The 16,880-nt window shown below is 45.6% G+C and carries 10 protein-coding genes; 2 read left to right on the top strand and 8 right to left on the bottom strand.

What is annotated here, in order from left to right; genetic code table 11:
- Window positions 1-15 precede the first annotated feature (15 nt).
- The 3 genes from NYE72_RS07935 to NYE72_RS07925 form a co-directional block, all read right to left on the bottom strand.
- A complete protein-coding gene (locus tag NYE72_RS07935; protein ID WP_036680973.1) occupies window positions 16-987 on the bottom strand; it encodes an ABC transporter permease subunit in 972 nt (323 codons plus the stop codon).
- A gap of 11 nt (window positions 988-998) precedes the next feature.
- The gene (locus NYE72_RS07930) at window positions 999-2,744 is read right to left on the bottom strand and encodes an extracellular solute-binding protein (RefSeq protein WP_036680971.1); all 1,746 of its coding nucleotides are present in this window, start codon (window positions 2,742-2,744) and stop codon (window positions 999-1,001) included.
- Window positions 2,745-3,149: 405 nt separating this feature from the next.
- Complete coding sequence (locus NYE72_RS07925; protein WP_339211681.1) at window positions 3,150-4,103, bottom strand: glycoside hydrolase family 43 protein; 954 nt, start codon at window positions 4,101-4,103, stop codon at window positions 3,150-3,152.
- Window positions 4,104-4,597: 494 nt separating this feature from the next.
- Between NYE72_RS07925 and ilvD the strand changes: the two genes are divergently transcribed.
- On the top strand, window positions 4,598-6,283 hold the full coding sequence (ilvD, locus tag NYE72_RS07920; RefSeq protein ID WP_036680967.1) for a dihydroxy-acid dehydratase: 1,686 nt from the start codon (window positions 4,598-4,600) through the stop codon (window positions 6,281-6,283).
- Between the two features lie 178 nt (window positions 6,284-6,461).
- On the opposite strand, the gene NYE72_RS07915 is transcribed toward ilvD, so the two are convergent.
- Window positions 6,462-7,862 carry a polysaccharide deacetylase family protein gene (locus tag NYE72_RS07915; RefSeq protein WP_076192865.1) on the bottom strand — a complete coding sequence of 467 codons (1,401 nt, stop codon included), beginning with the start codon at window positions 7,860-7,862 and terminating at the stop codon, window positions 6,462-6,464.
- A gap of 209 nt (window positions 7,863-8,071) precedes the next feature.
- Between NYE72_RS07915 and NYE72_RS07910 the strand changes: the two genes are divergently transcribed.
- Window positions 8,072-9,265, top strand: a complete 1,194-nt coding sequence (locus NYE72_RS07910; protein WP_339211680.1) for an AI-2E family transporter — start codon at window positions 8,072-8,074, stop codon at window positions 9,263-9,265.
- On the opposite strand, the gene NYE72_RS07905 is transcribed toward NYE72_RS07910, so the two are convergent.
- The 4 genes from NYE72_RS07905 to NYE72_RS07890 form a co-directional block, all read right to left on the bottom strand.
- Window positions 9,223-11,040 (bottom strand): penicillin-binding protein 2, encoded by a 1,818-nt coding sequence (locus NYE72_RS07905; protein WP_339211679.1) that lies wholly within the window; start codon window positions 11,038-11,040, stop codon window positions 9,223-9,225. The two genes, NYE72_RS07910 and NYE72_RS07905, sit on opposite strands and share 43 nt — an antisense overlap.
- A gap of 164 nt (window positions 11,041-11,204) precedes the next feature.
- Window positions 11,205-13,277, bottom strand: a complete 2,073-nt coding sequence (locus tag NYE72_RS07900; RefSeq protein WP_339211678.1) for a methyl-accepting chemotaxis protein — start codon at window positions 13,275-13,277, stop codon at window positions 11,205-11,207.
- A 47-nt stretch (window positions 13,278-13,324) separates the two neighbouring features.
- Window positions 13,325-14,287, bottom strand: coding sequence for an alpha/beta fold hydrolase (locus NYE72_RS07895; protein ID WP_339211677.1), 963 nt, complete (start codon window positions 14,285-14,287; stop codon window positions 13,325-13,327).
- A gap of 1,517 nt (window positions 14,288-15,804) precedes the next feature.
- Window positions 15,805-16,836, bottom strand: coding sequence for a glycoside hydrolase family 130 protein (locus NYE72_RS07890; protein WP_038569519.1), 1,032 nt, complete (start codon window positions 16,834-16,836; stop codon window positions 15,805-15,807).
- Between the last annotated feature and the right edge of the window lie 44 nt (window positions 16,837-16,880).

The raw sequence follows: 16,880 nt of genomic DNA, 5'->3' as shown, positions 1-16,880 counted from the left end.
AGCTGTCCCTCTTTCTTACCATAAGCTGACCTCGGACCTGCGTTTGGCTATTGTATTTGTCATCCAGAGCAGCCCGAAGTTAACGATTGAGCTGACCAAGCCCACAGCCGTAGAATAACTAAGACTGGCTTCTCTTAAACCGCGACGATAAACATAAGAGGCAATAACATCCGCCGTATCATAGATCAGAGGATTGTACAGCAGGATAATCTTCTCGTACCCGGATGACATCAACCCGCCGATGGCAAAAATAAACAGAATGATGATAACTGGGCTGATCTGCGGCAGCGTAATATGCCACATTTTTTTAATCCGTCCCACTCCGTCAATTTCAGCAGCTTCATATAATGAAGTATCGATGGAACTCATCGCCGCAAGGTAGATGATGCTATCCCAGCCGATGCTCTGCCAAATGCCGGAGAAGGTATAAATCGGCCGGAAGAACGAAGAGTAGCCGAGCAGTGAAGAGTACTCTTTTCCGGTAATAAATTGCAGGATTTGCGTGATAATCCCTTCATCTGCGGCAAAGATATGAATGATCCCGCATACCACCACCAGGGAAATAAAGTGCGGCATATAGGTGATCGTTTGGACCACTTTTTTAAACTTAACCCCACGGATTTCGTTCAGCATCAAGGACAGAATAATCGGGGCTGTAAATCCAAAGGCAATCCCCCAAACATTGAGGAGAAGGGTGTTTTTAACGACCCGCCAGAAATAAGGCCCTTGGAAAAAATCAATAAAGTGCTTAAACCCTACCCACTCGCTCTGGCCAAACCCCAGCAGGGGTTTAAAATCCTTGAAGGCGATCATAACCCCCCACATCGGCCCGTAGCAGAAAATCAGGAACCATGCTACAACAGGGACGGCCAACAGATAGACAAACCAGTTCTTTTTCAAATCCTTCTTAATCACTAGCTTGGTATTTTTAGGTTTGGCGTCCTGAGGAATGGGCTTTATCGCTCTGTTTTTTCGTAATATTTCCATAAAACAACCACCTATCGTTTGTTATATCGATCTAAGGCTGCCTGATGGATACTCAAAAACTCTTCCAGTCCCATGCTCTGAGCTTCTTTCAAAAATTTATCATAGGCATCTACCGGCAGGTCTCCCATTATGATTTTTGCAAAATACTCTCCGCGCAGTGTCGACAGCTGGTTTCCAAGCTCGGCTTCCCGCGAAGCTTCATCCTTGGTAAAGGAAATAGGTGGCATAGCCATACTGGTGTCCATATTTTCTGTCCAATTCTTGCGAATGTCTCCCGAATAACTTCCTTTGGCAGCGATCAGCGGGTTGGAATGATGCTCATCCCGGATATCCGGCCAGTTGTGCATCCGGTATTTCCATAAGGTTGTCGATACGGGCTGGCCTTCAGGGTCTTTAAAGATATAACTGTTCTCTGGATAATAAGGCATTCCCGTGTCATCAATCAGGTGGACCGTGCCGTATTCACCAAAGTTAATCAATTCCCAGCCCTTTTTACTGTAATTAAAATCAAGCCAAGCCATTGCCGCTTCTACATTTTTGCTTTGCGTTGTGATCGCAGCTTCGATCCCCGCTCTTTTGAAATTTTTGTACGTGGTTGCGGACTTATCTCCTTTGTTTAGAACCGGGTTCAGTGCCCCCACAAAGTCGATACCGCTTTGCTCTTTCCAATAACTCCACATCGTATCCGGAGAGTCCATCATCATCGCGGTATCTCCCGAAATGGCACTCGCCATTCTCTGGTTAAAGTCTGCCGTTGCCCAGTCCGGGTTCAGTAATCCTTCTTTGTTCCATTGCTGCATGGTGGTCAAATATTCCTTAGCTTTCGGCTGTGCTGGCCCCCAGGCCACTTTGCCATTCTCATCAAGGAACGTCCAATCCCATACTCCATATGCGCCATTTATGATGCCGGTAAAAATCTGGCCGTAAGTAGAGCCGTAATTAAGTGGTGCTTTGTATCCGACTTCCTTTGCTTTTGTCAGGAAGGTATGCCATTCATCAATCGTATTTGGAACTTCAAGCCCTGTTTTATCCAGCGCCTCTTGCTTAATCAACGTTCCAAACCAAGTCCACTCTGAATATGGGGCGATGCCATAAAAGCCAAGCAGCTTGCCGTCATCCGTGACCGTGGTTTTTCTTCTTGATTCATCCGAATTGCGCCACTTCGTATAGTTCGGAGCATTTTTCTCCATCAGATCTGTCAGATCGATATAAGCGCCGTCATTTACGCCCGCTTCAAAACCTCCCGGATAACGTCCCGGCTCAATGATAATGTCAGGCAGTTCACCGGAGGAGATCATCAGCGTGAAGGCATCCGCTTCCTGGCCGATTGGCGGCGTGATGAAGTTTACTTTGATTCCCGTTAATTGCTCCACCTGCTTCTGGACAGCATGATTGTTCATATCCGGAATATTGGAATTCGCAGGCATCCATACATCCAGAACCACATCACCTTTAACAGGATAAGCTGAGTAATCATTTGGAATGACTTCATCGAAAACGTCGCCGAGGTATGTATCATTCAAGGAATGATTAACTTCGTCGATTTGCTCTTGCGTTGGGGCTGTATTGCCGCGTATGTCTGCGCTGATATCTGTAAACTCAACCGGGTCTTTGGCTGTGCTCTCGTTCTCTTTGTTGTTGGAGCCACCGTTATCAGCCCCATTGTTTGCACTGTTGCCACTACATGCTGTTACAGTCGAAATGATCAGTATTAACACAAATAAAAGACTAAAAAAACGCTTTGCATTGTTCTTCATACTTAACCTCCCACTATAAAATATTTGCCACAACGCCTTAAGCAAATCCAAAGCTTGGAACCACGCTCCTTTTTGCCCTGTAGATAACTCCCCTTGATTAATACAGTTTTTCTGTATCTCAGATCGAATTATAAGCATCCAAAATCCATATGTCAACGCTTTCATACAATAATTTTGTAATCTTACGAACTTTTCTCAAACAAATATATGGCTACACCATCTACAAACCTATTAAAAAAACGTACTAAACATCCTGTATTTTGGCGAAAAACCCCTTATAACACAGGCGTTTTTCGTCAATTATTATCGACAGCGAATAAAAATATCTGCATTACATGAAAAGGCCATTCATTACAGTTTTTCTGTAATGAATGGCCTTTTCAATCTTGTTTTTCTGTTTTATTCTTATTCTCCCGACGGTACGGTCTGAGCAAGCGTATCCCTACAAGGAACCCCAAAATCCGGTGTGCCATCCACCTTCCACCCAAATTTCTGGATACGGGTTGCTCGCAAAGACACATCCGCTCCAGCGGAAGGAAGCGCATGATAGACTATCCAATCTTCCTTGCCATCAGGAGATCGTGTGAAGCTATTGTGCCCCGTGGCAAAAATCCCGTTCTCTACACTTTTGCAAAATACAGGCGACATTGATTTTTCCCATGACAGCGGTTGCAAAGGATCTGCCGCTTCGCTCATGGTTAGCATCCCTAGTGCATAATCCTCAGACCAAGTCGTACTTGCCGAATAAACCATGAAAATACGATTGTTGCGCCGCAAAATTACCGGACCTTCGTTAATCGCCATGCCACCTTGCTTCTCCCATGACAGAGTTGGAGCGGTAAGCAGGTGATGCTCCCCATCCAAGGTCCAAGGATTACTCATTCGCATAATGTAAATAGCCGACCCATAATCAGGGAAATGACCATATCCCGCATACAGAAAGTACAGCTGATCCCGCAAAGACATTACTGTTCCATCCAACCCTGGGACAGGTGTCTGCAAAGCACCTCTCCATACCCACTGCCCTTCCAGCGGGTTTGCCGCTTCATTCTCCAGCACGCAAATCCGTCGTGAATCGTCGCCTCCTCCGTCATTCGCAGTGTAGTAAATGTACCATTTGTTGTCCAAATGATGAATTTCCGGCGCCCACAGATTGTAACTGTAGCTGCCCCCCGGTTCGGGAGACCAGATCACTTTCTTGTCGCCCTCCGCAAGGCCGGTCAAGGTTCTAGATCTCGTCAGCTCCAGACATTTAGCTTTTGTGGCCATAAAGTAATAATAGCCATCGGTATGTTTGAATACCCATGGGTCTCCTGAGCTTGCTACAATTGGATTTAAATAAGTTGTACGCTGTGACATTCCCTTTCCCTCCTTAGCTTTTCATCCCCGTAAAAACGATCCACCGCGGCGATAATAATACACAAATCCCGATTTTCCAGCACCTCCCATAAAATAATAACTCCCATCATACTCAGCTCTCCTAAAGTTGTCTAGAGTGGTAAATAGATACATCCGAACCCTGATCCATTTTCCAAATAAAGCACTTTCCTTTCGAAAATGAGCTTTTCCTCCACTTCCCACGCTTTGCGTCAATCGACAAACTTCACATTGTCCGGTAGAAAAAACGTGCTCTTTGTGATAGACTCACTAATAACAATGACTTCTCCGTTCATTTTAGGCGGTAACTGTTTATACCAAAACAGCGGCTTTTTTTATAGAAACGGCATCGCTTTTCTTATTGAGGAAGCAGGTCCCCGTTCTTTCTATAAACCGTATATACGCAGGTCTTTGGAGTTCATTGCGTTAATGCGACACTATATTTGATTGAAATTCATTTAGGGGGGAATGTCATTATGGCAGCCAAGAAAATGCGTTCAGACATGATTAAAAAAGGCTTTGACCGTGCTCCACACCGTAGTCTCCTGAGAGCAGCCGGAGTAAAAGAAGAAGATTTCGGAAAGCCGTTTATTGCGGTCTGCAATTCCTATATTGATATTGTTCCAGGGCATGTGCATTTGCAAGAGTTCGGTAAAATCGTTAAGGAAGCGATTCGCGAAGCTGGTGGCGTTCCTTTTGAATTCAATACGATCGGCGTAGATGACGGAATTGCTATGGGACATATCGGCATGCGTTATTCACTGCCAAGCCGCGAGATCATCGCTGACGCCTTGGAAACCGTAGTTTCCGCGCATTGGTTCGATGGCATGGTCTGCATCCCTAACTGTGATAAAATTACACCGGGCATGATGATGGGCGCACTGCGTGTTAACATCCCAACCATGTTCGTAAGCGGCGGCCCAATGAAAGCCGGCGTAGATAGTAAAGGTAACAAGCTCTCTCTGACCTCGGTATTTGAAGGCGTTGGTGCTCACCAAGTCGGCAAAATCAACGATGCAGAGTTGCTTGAATTAGAACAATTCGGTTGTCCAACCTGTGGATCTTGTTCCGGAATGTTCACTGCCAACTCCATGAACTGCCTTGCAGAAGCACTTGGACTGGCATTGCCAGGTAACGGTACAATTTTGGCTGTTGCTGATGAGCGTAGAGAATTTGTTCGCAGATCCGCAACACAACTGATGGAATTGATTAAGCTGGATCTTAAACCAAGAGATATCGTAACTAAAGAATCCCTTGATAACGCATTTGCACTGGATATGGCAATGGGTGGTTCTACTAACACAGTGCTGCACACCCTTGCATTAGCTCAAGAAGCAGGTATCGATTATCCGCTTGAACGCATTAACGAAGTTGCAAACCGTGTTCCATATCTGGCTAAGCTGGCTCCAGCTTCTGATATCTTTATCGAAGATGTGGACCGTGCGGGCGGCGTTAGTGCTGTATTGAATGAACTGCTGAAGAAACCAGGTGCTCTGTTCGGGGAATGTATGACCGTTACCGGCAAAACATTAGCCGAGAACGTAATCGGACACGAGATCCAAGATACTTCCGTAATTCATACTATCGACAACCCTTACTCCGAAAGAGGCGGTCTGGCCGTACTTTACGGAAACCTGGCTCCTGAGGGTTCTATCATCAAGGTTGGTGCAGTTGATGCTTCAGTAGGCGGATATCATAAAGGTCCTGCGATTTGCTTTGATTCCCAAGAAGCTGCACTGGAAGGTATCGCCAACGGTAAAGTTAAAGAAGGCCATGTAGTCGTTATCCGCTATGAAGGTCCTAAGGGCGGACCTGGAATGCCGGAAATGCTGGCGCCTACTTCACAAATCGTGGGTATGGGGCTGGGTGCTAAGGTCGGTCTGATTACAGACGGTCGTTTCTCGGGGGCTTCCCGCGGAATCAGTATCGGTCATATCTCTCCAGAAGCAGCTGAAGGCGGTCCAATCGCTTTTGTTGAGGATGGAGATATCATTGAGCTGGATCTCAACAACCGGAAGATTGAATTGCTGGTTGAAGAAGAAGTATTAGCAGTTCGTCGTACAGGTTGGAAAGAATTCGAACCTAAAGTTAAAACTGGTTACCTGGCTCGTTACTCCAAAATGGTTACCAACGCAAGTAACGGCGCTGTGCTGAAGATCTAATCCCTTTAGCAGAAAAGAATATTAAAACAAGCAAGAGCAGTCCCACCTTAGTATTTTTACTGGCGGGCTGCTCTTTTTTAATTAGCCCAACAAAAAAAAATGTTCCACAACCCATCGCTGGATTGTAGAACATCTCTTTACATGTCCACTGTAAAATATTTATCAATAAGATCATGAATCAATTTGTTACTGTCGCACCTGGCATTTCTACATCCGCAACCGAATCATTAAGTGACAACGATTCTTCCTGTTGCGATTTACGTTTTTTTGCAGTTTTCGGATGATGAGGCAGCTGTTGATTCATCTTTTTGAGCAGCTCTGAGACAGGCATCAGGATAAGCTTCGGCACAAGGACCTCGCTCCGTTCTTTAAGCCTTGCCCCACCTGCTGGATGAATCACACTTAACAGGATCCTTAAGTAAAATTTGGAGGAACGTGCGAATAAGCCATCCGGCAAATCGCGTACGGTAAAGCCGAATTTCTCCGGTCCCCGGTTAATCATGCTGACTCCGTAAAGCGCTTTGGCTTCTGCAAGATCCACATCTTTGGCAATGATCTCAGCAAGAATGGGCAGATCCTTTTCCATTCTGCGGATCATTCGAATCGCTAGTTGAGCGGAAGAACGTGAATGAATTCCTAATTCGAACAACTGTTTATTATCGATGTGCAGCTCAATGACTTTGTCGCCTTTACGCAGCAGTTCTCCACCCTCGAGTTCAACCGGTTCGCCCTGATATTTCCGCATCCGATAATGCAGGAAAGGATCTGACGGAGTAATCGTTTGGAGATGAAAAAGAGCTTGAAATACCTGTTCCCAAGCTAACCAAAGTCCTACAAGCACCCGTTTACCAAAAGATAAGCGCCGGATAGGTGACGTCTCAGCCATCTTAATCATTTCGTCAATCCGAATGCTGCGGAGTCCCCGTTTACGGGCTTCCTCCAGTGTCTGCTCAAGAGCCACCAGCATATTCCCTGGAGCATCCGCATCTGCACCCAGCGTTGTGCCGCTATCATGCAACAACATCACTTCCCCGGGATTTAGACGGGCCAGCATCTTCTCAGTAAGTTTTTCGGCGCCGAGCTTCTCACGCCAATCGCCAAACATTGCCGACCAAAGCACAATTTCAACTTGGCGTCGTTTGGAAATATCAAATAAATTGACAATGCCCCAAGGTGGACGGTAATACGTACTGCGTTCGCCAATAATATTATAAATAATATCATTCGTACGTTGAATCTGCCGGCGGACGGTTGCTGGCCGCATGAGCCAGTTCGTCTTGTGAACATAATTATGAATCCCGATGAGATGTCCCTCATCATGGATACGCTGAATAAGATCAGGATAACGTTCAGCATTAGAGCCTACTACAAAAAAGGTCGCTTTTGCATCATACCTCTTCAGTAATTCCAGCAGTAATGGTGTAAATCGAGGATCAGGTCCATCATCGAAGGTCAGAGCGAATTCATTTCGCCCAGTTCCTTTACGAAAGACACGGTAACCAAAAATCCGGCTGATCATACCAGGGATAAAAGCATAAAATGATGAGATGTAAAATAACCAGAGCAGCAAAGTCTGCATATTAATTCCCCGCTTTTCCAGAGTTGACTTTGGCTCGCCTAATGTCTGCAAGCAGAACCTGTGAAACGGCCAAGTGAAGTAGAATAAAAAAAACGTTACCCCCTATTTTAACACATGTATCAAAGAAATAGACGCTTTTAAAGTAAAATCATGTACAATGTAATCAACCTGGCATATCCACTTATAAAAAAAGGGAGTTGTTTATATCTATGCTGCCGTTATACAAAAAATATTGGCGCACATTTTTTGACATCGGATTAATTGTCCTCACGGTTTATTTAATTATGTTCTCCTTTAGTAAACTGTATCAGTTAGCTGCACCTGTATTCCTGTCTTTTTTTGTATTTTTGCTTATCGAACCCTTGGCCCGCTTCTTGAACCGCCGTGGTCTTGGTAAACCTTTCGCCTCCGCTATTTCAGTGTTGCTCTTTCTGATTGTGCTGTTAGGTACATTATTTGGTGCCGGTCTACTGATTACGTTCCAGGCCCTTCACTTCCAAGAGAACCTCCCTAAATATACATATGTGGTGCAGCAGCATTTTGTGGAGACCACGACCTACCTGCAGCAAAAAATAGATAACTTGCCACCCGATATTACGAACAAGGTCAACGGCTACTTTAAAGATGCCACGGATGTCCTAACAGGATGGCTGATTACTTTTCTAAAATATATGGCCGGTATTCTTGGCTCCTTCTCCACCTTCATGGCCAATTTCGGGATAGCCATCATTTTGGCATTTTTCCTTAGCATGGAGATCAAAGATTGGCGTAAAATCGCGCATGACAAAATGCCAAAAACTTTTAAGAACGCCTTTGCCTTTTTACAAGGCAATGTTTTTAAAGCCATCGGGTCCTATTTAAAAGCACAACTTATTCTGATCAGCATTACTTTTGTCATAGTTCTGGTCGGCTTATTTATTCTGCGAACCGGCAACGAAATCACAATGGCATTAGTCTGCGCGGTATTTGATGTTTTGCCGCTTCTTGGCGTGACCACAATTTTAGTCCCTTGGATCATCTATTTGTTCATCGTGGGCAATACTTCACTGGCTATTGGATTAATTATTCTCCTTGCCATTGTACTAATTGTTAGACAGCTGCTTGAGCCGAAGATTACCGGGAATTCGATTGGCGTATCCTCAGCTTTCCTTATGCTGTCGTTCGTCATTCTGTCCACATCTGCTTTCGGTATGGCCGGTCTGATCCTGTCGCCGATTCTGCTTATTCTGATAAAAGAACTGATTCAACAAGGGTATCTTCAGAGCTGGATCTATCTTCCGCAAGAGGAATTTATCGTTTCGCCCTTTGCTGCTAACGGTCCAGCTTCCAATCATACCAGCTCTGCGCCACCACCTGAACCTCAAGCTCCAGAGGGAACCGATGATAGTAAATCCAACACTTGACCAAACAGCTTAACCGCTAGATGTGAACTGTCCGGAGCAACGTTCTCAACCGCTACCGACACAGCATATCTGGGATGATCCACCGGCCCATAGCCGATAAACCATTGATTGTTACGCGGCACACCCTTAACAAGGGTTTGTGCCGTACCTGATTTCCCGGCAACCGGCCATTTCGTACTCTGCAGACTTGTGCCGGTTCCATCCGTAACAACTTTACGCATCCAGGACAGCAGCTGGCGGGCTGTAGATTCTGAGATCCTCCCTGCAGTTGAAGGGGAAAGATGACCCGGCAGATCCTCTAGCTTTTGACCATTTGCAAAGGTCACACGCTGGAGAATTCTTGGCGCTCTCACTTCCCCTCCATGCAGTAACGTCACTACCAGGTTGGCTGCCTGAAGTGGTGTCACTTGCACATCTCGCTGCCCAATGGCCGTCTGCACTCTGGCGCCTGGATCATCCGGCAGCAAAGAAGTGAAGATCGTCCCCTTCTGCTCACCGGATAGTGGCTTAAGAACTGGAAAACCAAGCGTATTCTCCGCTTGCCAGCTAATATCTCTTCCGAGCCCCAGCGCGAGTGCTGTCGCTTGAAGCTGCGCCCCACTTAAGCGCTCTGCCAGCGCAGCAAATACTGTATTACAGGACACGGCGAACCCTTGCGCCAGCGTGAGGGCGCCGTGTCCTTTTCCTTTTAGACAAGATAATCCATATTTCTCATATTGCCCTGAACAATAGAAGAGCTCATCCGCTGAGGTGACCCCGGCTTCTAGTGCCGCTGCTGCTGTGACGATTTTGAAGATTGATCCAGGTACAGCAGCCTGCAGCGCCCGGTTATTCCACTCTCCCCCTTCAGGGGATATCTTCTCTGGGTCGTAAAAAGGTAAAGATACCATGGCTTCAATATCTCCCGTTCCGGTGTCTAACACCACCACGGCTCCTTCCTCCATTCCAGCTTTGACAGCTAACTCCTCTATTTGTTCCTGAAGCTTTTTATCAATCGTTGTATATAAAGACAGCGGATAATACGGATTGCCCGGGGCCCGCACTTGAATGGGACTGCCCGGGACACGTTGCCCGCGCGCATCAACCTGAGCGTATGCCTCAGTATGCCCGACGCCTCGAAGCAACGGCTCCAGGGTCTTTTCTAACCCGTCCGTTCCTATCATCGGAATTCTCAGCCCCGATGGCGATGCCTTCCCATCAGTGTTTGGGACCGCTTCCGATAAATATCCAAGCCACTGCCGTCCAGTTGAATTTCCATCATATCTGCGAGCAAAGGGAAGCACGCCTACTCCGTCGATCCCCAGCGCACTCACTTCTTTTGCTTGTGCGGATGTAAGTGCGAGCGGTCCTTTTCCCACTGAGGATGGCCAAAGCAGAGGTTCTTTAAGGGAAGAGCGCTTGTTTAGCAATTGCTCATAACTCACTCCAAGGATAGCTGCCAATCGGTGCATGGACTCAGCTTCTTCGTATACAACCTTCGTCACGGTATTCCTAGCCTTCGCCTCTTGAGGAAAAAAAGCAGCCGTCCAAATGGTTTCCCCGGCAAGGGGTTCACTCTTTCGGTCATACAGGCGCCCCCGCCCAGTATCCAATACAGTCTCCCGTTCGCTTTGAATTTCCGCCATCTTTGCAAGTGTATATTTCGTTCCAGGGACCGTCTGTTCCTTCATAAACAGTTGAATCCACGCCAGCCTAAGGACCAACACGGCTACCACTGAACATAAAATAATCAGTCCGCCGAGTATGCGTCTGTGGACATTATTGTGCAATCCCATTCCTCCTGACTGACGTTCATAGCCTTTATTATGTCCCACCCGCTGGATTATTTACACTCATGCTTAGTTAGCTATTTTATAACCTTTTGAATAGCACAAAGACCAGTCCCAAATAATTGGAGACTGGTCTTTGTATTGAAAATAATTACTGAGGTTATGCAAGGTTACAAATTAAACTTGGACAGTTTTTCTTGCAACTGCCGGGACGCATGCTCAAGCTGCTCAGACAGCTCCACTAAATGATCACTCACACTTTGTTGCTCCCCGCTAAGCGAAGCCACTTCTTGCGAAGCTGCTGATGATTCCTCTGCAATGGAGCTGATATTGCCCATGGAATTTGACAGCACCTTTTGGGATTGGCTCAAGCTATCCATCGATAAAGCAACAGATTCCAAGCGTGTAATAAAATGACGCATCTGATCCTGTACAGATACGAAGATATCGCTAGTGCTCTCCACTGAAGTCACCTGCTGATTAAAAAGAGGGGCTACTTCCGAGAGAACACCTACGGTCTCGTTCATATCCTTCATAATGGTGTCTGTTATATTAGCCACCACAGCAATGGAATCTTTGGACTGATCTGCAAGCTGGCGTATTTCGTCGGCCACTACCATAAATCCCCGGCCGGACTCCCCTGCCCTTGCCGCTTCTATCGTTGCATTTAGAGACAAAATATTCGTCTGCTGTGTAATATTCTGCATAACATCAAGCACCTTCATCACTGATGATGTGGTGTCTTGCAGCTCATTCACTTTCAGCACAAGTTTATTCGTCATATCGCCCGTCTTATTGGTCTTGCCAAGCAGCTCTTTCAACTCATTAAAACCTTCTTCACTAAGCACGCCGATACTATGTGCGGTATGATCCATCTCATGCGTAGCTGAGTTCACTTTGTTCATTTGCACCGAAATTTGCCCCGTAAGCTCGTTGCCCTGGTCCGCCTCCAAAGCCAGGCTGCCTGAACCTCCGGCAATTTCTTCTGTTGCAGCGGCAATCTCTTTGGCTGCCATCGCTGTCTTACGCGATACTCTACTAAGCTCATCGGCAGTTTCCATTACCTTCCGAGCGGTTTCATTAGTATGGATTACCAGTTCTGTGATCCGTTCCATCATCCTATTAAAGGATCCCGACAACTGACCAATTTCATCTCGTGAGGTAATCTCCGTGCGTACTCCAAGATTTCCATCTGCCCCCTTAGACATTAGATCTTTAAGCCGGGTCAAGGGTTTAGATACCATTCTGTACATCCAGTAACCAATTAGAATGGCGACAATAGCAGCCACCGCAACAATAATATATGTAGTTTTTAGAATACGAAGGGCGTCCTTCGTAAGATTCTCAGCCGGAACAACACCAAGCAATCTCCAGCTGGAGCTTTCCATCGTCCCGTACACAGCCAGAATGGATTTTCCTTTCTCATCCTTCGTTGGCAATGACCCAGCCTCATGCTCCAAACCATGAAGAAGGGTTCCTCCCAGACTTAGATAAGTATCTGTTCCCACTTGCTGGGACGATGCGATCAATTCATCCTTATCCGTCAGCAATTGCATGTAAGAGCTGGGTCCGAGATCAACTTTACGAAGCTGATTTTCTAATTCACTAATTCTAATATCACAGATAATTATGTATCCCGGGCTTTGTGTATCCCCAGCTATCGATTGTGCCAAATGAAACATACCCGAAGTATTTCCGGCTTGCCCCTGTTCTGTTCGGGGAATCCACAATGTTTGCGGTTGCTCCTCAAGCTGCTTGAACCATGAGGACTCTCTGAATCCCTTGATAAAAGTGCTGTCTTTTGATCCCGCTGACGAAGTGGGGACTTCCTGATTCATCGGGATGAGGTATACAGCTTCTACCCCCTTTGATGCGGTCAGCCAGGCATTCAGCTCGGCGCTAATCTGGTTAGACTGCAAATTACGTTCCTCATTACTTGTAGTGGAATTATTCCCTTGTTTGAGTGCATCCTGAATCTCATTGTTGTAAAGAATTCTTCCTAGGCCGTCCTCATAACGCAATAATTCAACATCAAACTTCTCTGCAGCTTGGACGACTGTCTGTTGATTGGCTGACAGCGCGTTATTCTCGATCGTTTGCTCAGCTACGGAATAGGAAATGTAGCCAAGTGAGAGAACGAGCACCATTGTTGAGATGAAGAAGATGAGAAAAAGCCGCACCCCAATCGATTTGGCAGGGTGCAGCTGGAAATGCGCCTTTTCTTTTTTTGCTTGCGACTTCATCAATTGTTCACCACCGTTGTCTTCAGTTATGCCTGCTGGCTTATCTCTTACAAGGTCATGAACAATTCCAACGCCCGATCGGCAAGATATGGTAAATACTCATGACCGTACTCATAATAAACCATAAGCTCTTTGGACGCTAGTATTTTATTGTATGCGGCAAATTGAGTTGAAGGTGGACAAATCGTATCGGATAACCCGGTAACCCACAGTACTTTAGCCTGAATTCTTTCCGCAAGATTCTGAATATCGATATAGCCGAGCCTATTAAAAATCTCATCCTCACGCAAATGATGGGGATCAAAAAACCGGAAATAATAGTTGATCTCCTCATAAGCTGAGGTGGTAATATCCAGTTCCCAAGCACGTTTATAATCTGAAAGGAAGGGATACACAGGCAAGGCTATTTTTAAGCGAGGCTCTAATGCTGCACAAGCGACAGTCAGCGCTCCACCTTGAGATAGTCCAAAGGCACCTACACGCTCAGGATCAACTTCATCCATAGACATCAGAACTCGGGCAGTCTGTGCCGTATCCAAAAACACATTGCGATAATAAAGGTTATCTGGATTAGGATCATCAATCCCTCGAATGATATGTCCACGTATCGTGGTGCCCTTTACGGTAAGATTATCTTCGGAGAGGCCGCCCTGTCCGCGACAATCCATCGCCAGGACGCTAATCCCGTGGGCAGCATAAGCCACCTTCTCCATCCAATCCCCGCTGTCACAGGAGTACCCATGGAACATCACTACACCGGGGCCTTTTTTATGTACGTTTTTCTTCGGTCTTACATATTTGCAATGGATTCTTGCACCGCCAACTCCGGTAAAATACAAATGGAAACACTCCGCAAGCTCACTGACAAACTCCGCCGGCTCCAGCTCATAATCCAGCGGCTGTGCATCCAGATCACGTAATGCCCGCTCCCAAAACTGCTCGAAATCACCCGGCTTTGGACTACTTCCGTTATATTCCTTTAACTGTGACAAATTCATGTCGCTTCCCAAAATATTGTTCCTCCTTAAGTTATGTAACGATATTGTTCGCTTACTGTTCGTAACCGCGAAGCATCGTTACAGTTACTATGCTAGATAGAAACGGAAAACCCAATATGGGTTTTCCGTTGGTGTATGGATATTTGCGATGGGATAGTGGGACGGGATAGTGGGATGGGTTAGTTGCGTTTTCTGCGACTGAATAGTTTAATTGCAGCTCCGAGGCTGGATAGTTGCACTTTGTGCAGCTATATTTCAGCTGAATATGTGTGTTTTCCTCTTAGTTGCACTTTGTACAACTAAAAAACAGTAAAAGGAGCTTTTGGAGGTTACTTGGCTGATATAGTTGCACGAAGTGCAATTATATCGCCTAGTAACCAAAGAAATGTTAGTTTAAGTGCACAGAGTGCAACTATTTACGTCGAAGTCCTAGAGTAACTAAGCAACAGAGTAGCAGAATCACCAACAGATCCACATTCACCACTCACTCGCTGCTTGCCTATTACCTTCACAACTAATCATATTCTACGTGCCTATAACCTTCTTTTTACCTCTACAACCCCTCACATTCCACTTATCCGCTATCTTCTTATTACTTCTACAACTAATCATATTCCACGTACCAACTACCTTCTTATTACCTCTACAACTACTCACATTCCACTTATCCGCTATCTTCTTATTACCTCCACAACTAATCACACTCCACGTACCTACTACCTTCTTATTACCTCTACAACCACTCACATTCCACTTATCCGCTATCTTCCTCTTACCTCCACAACACCCACATTTTCCACCTTGCCCATTAACTTCTTTATAATCGGCACAGTAACAGCTTCTGGCTGGATAGTTGCACTTTGTGCAGCTATTACAGCTGAATATGTGTGTTTTCTCTCTTAGTTGCACTTTGTACAGCTAAAAAACGGCAAAAGGAGCTTTTGGAGGTTACTTGGCTGATATAGTTGCACGAAGTGCAATTATATCGCCTAGTAACCAAAGAAATGTTAGTTTAAGTGCACAAAGTGCAACTATTTACGTCAGAGCCATAGAGTTGCACTTTGTGCAGCTATTACAGCGGAATATGTCTTTTTCCCCTTTTAGTTGCACTTTGTACAACTAAAAAACATTAAAAGGAGCTTTTGAAGGTTACTTGGCTGATACAGTTGCACAAAGTGCAACTATATCACCTAGTAACCAAAGAAATGTTAGTTTAAGTGCACAGAGTGCAACTATTTACGTTAGAGCCATTGAGTAGCAAAGCCATGGAGTAACCAAGCCACAGAGTAACTAAGCAACAGACTGACAAAGCCGCCAACAGAGACGAATTCCCCCTCACCTGCTACTTATCTATTACAAGCAATATTGAGTTGTTCTGTTGCACATTCTGCAACAGAACGGAGGCCGCACATGGCAACCTCCGCACTGAGCACACTTAACAACACCAATCCCAACACTTCTTTCGAACTCTACGCTACGCAATTCTCCGGACAAGCAAGCTCTCTGCAAATATAGGTTATTAAGTCCAACTAGATTTTGCCTAAACCTGCATCATCGCCAACCTCTTCATGAGTTTCGATGACATAGTTGACGATTTCATTAACCGTTGTATAAGCAACGCCTACATAAGTATCAGCAGCGCCATAATAAATGGCGATATGGCCGGTTTCTGCATCATGCAGTGTGGCACATGGGAACAGGACGTTATTCACAAAACCTCTTTCCTCATACCATTCTTCTGGCGTTAATACAAAGTTTTTCGAGCGATATTTTACTTTTGAGGGCTCATTGATATCCAAAATAACCGCCCCCATGCTATACACAAGACCGTTGCAGGTTCCAGTTACGCCATGGTAGAACATCAACCAGCCTTCAGTAGTTTCAATCGGCGCTGGTCCGCCACCAATTTTGACACTTTGCCACCAGCCTTGACCACCCTTGGTCATTACATGGCGGTGTTTTCCCCAATATACGAAGTCAGGGCTCTCACTAAGGAACACATCACCAAATGGCGTATGGCCACTGTCACTTGGACGGGACAACATCACGAAGTTATTGTTGATTTTTCTAGGGAACAGTACGCCGTTCCGGTTGAATGGCAGGAATGGGTTTTCCAAGCTGATAAATGTTTTGAAATCTTGTGTTTTAGCTACACCAATAGCTGCGCCGTAGAAATCTGTACACCAGATAATATAAAATGTATCTTCAACCTTCACCAGACGTGGATCGTAAGCATAACGCGGCTGATAAGGATTACCTTCTTCATCTATAAATCGGATCGGCTCATCATCGATTTTCCAATCCAAACCATCCACACTATGTCCCATACGCAGATGCGGACGAGTCGTGTTATCTTCTACACGAAATACACCAATAAAACTGCCTTCATACGCAGCAACCGCACTATTGAAAATACGGGCTACACCTTTTGCAGGATTTCTTTTGATAACCGGGTTATCATTATGTCTCCAAATCGGATTCTCGTAGCCAGCAGGCTTTTCTTGCCAAGGCATGTTCGGGATGTTAATTGCACTTGCTCCAACCAATTTTACTTCACTCATTAGTATTCCCTCCAAATGTATGCAACTTTTCAGTATGCTATTTT

Source organism: Paenibacillus sp. FSL L8-0333 (genome assembly GCF_037965665.1).
GTDB classification, from domain to species: Bacteria; Bacillota; Bacilli; order Paenibacillales; family Paenibacillaceae; genus Paenibacillus_AQ; species Paenibacillus_AQ odorifer.
The sequence above is the reverse complement of the archived record's forward strand: the minus strand, read 5'-3'. Positions and strand labels throughout refer to the sequence as shown.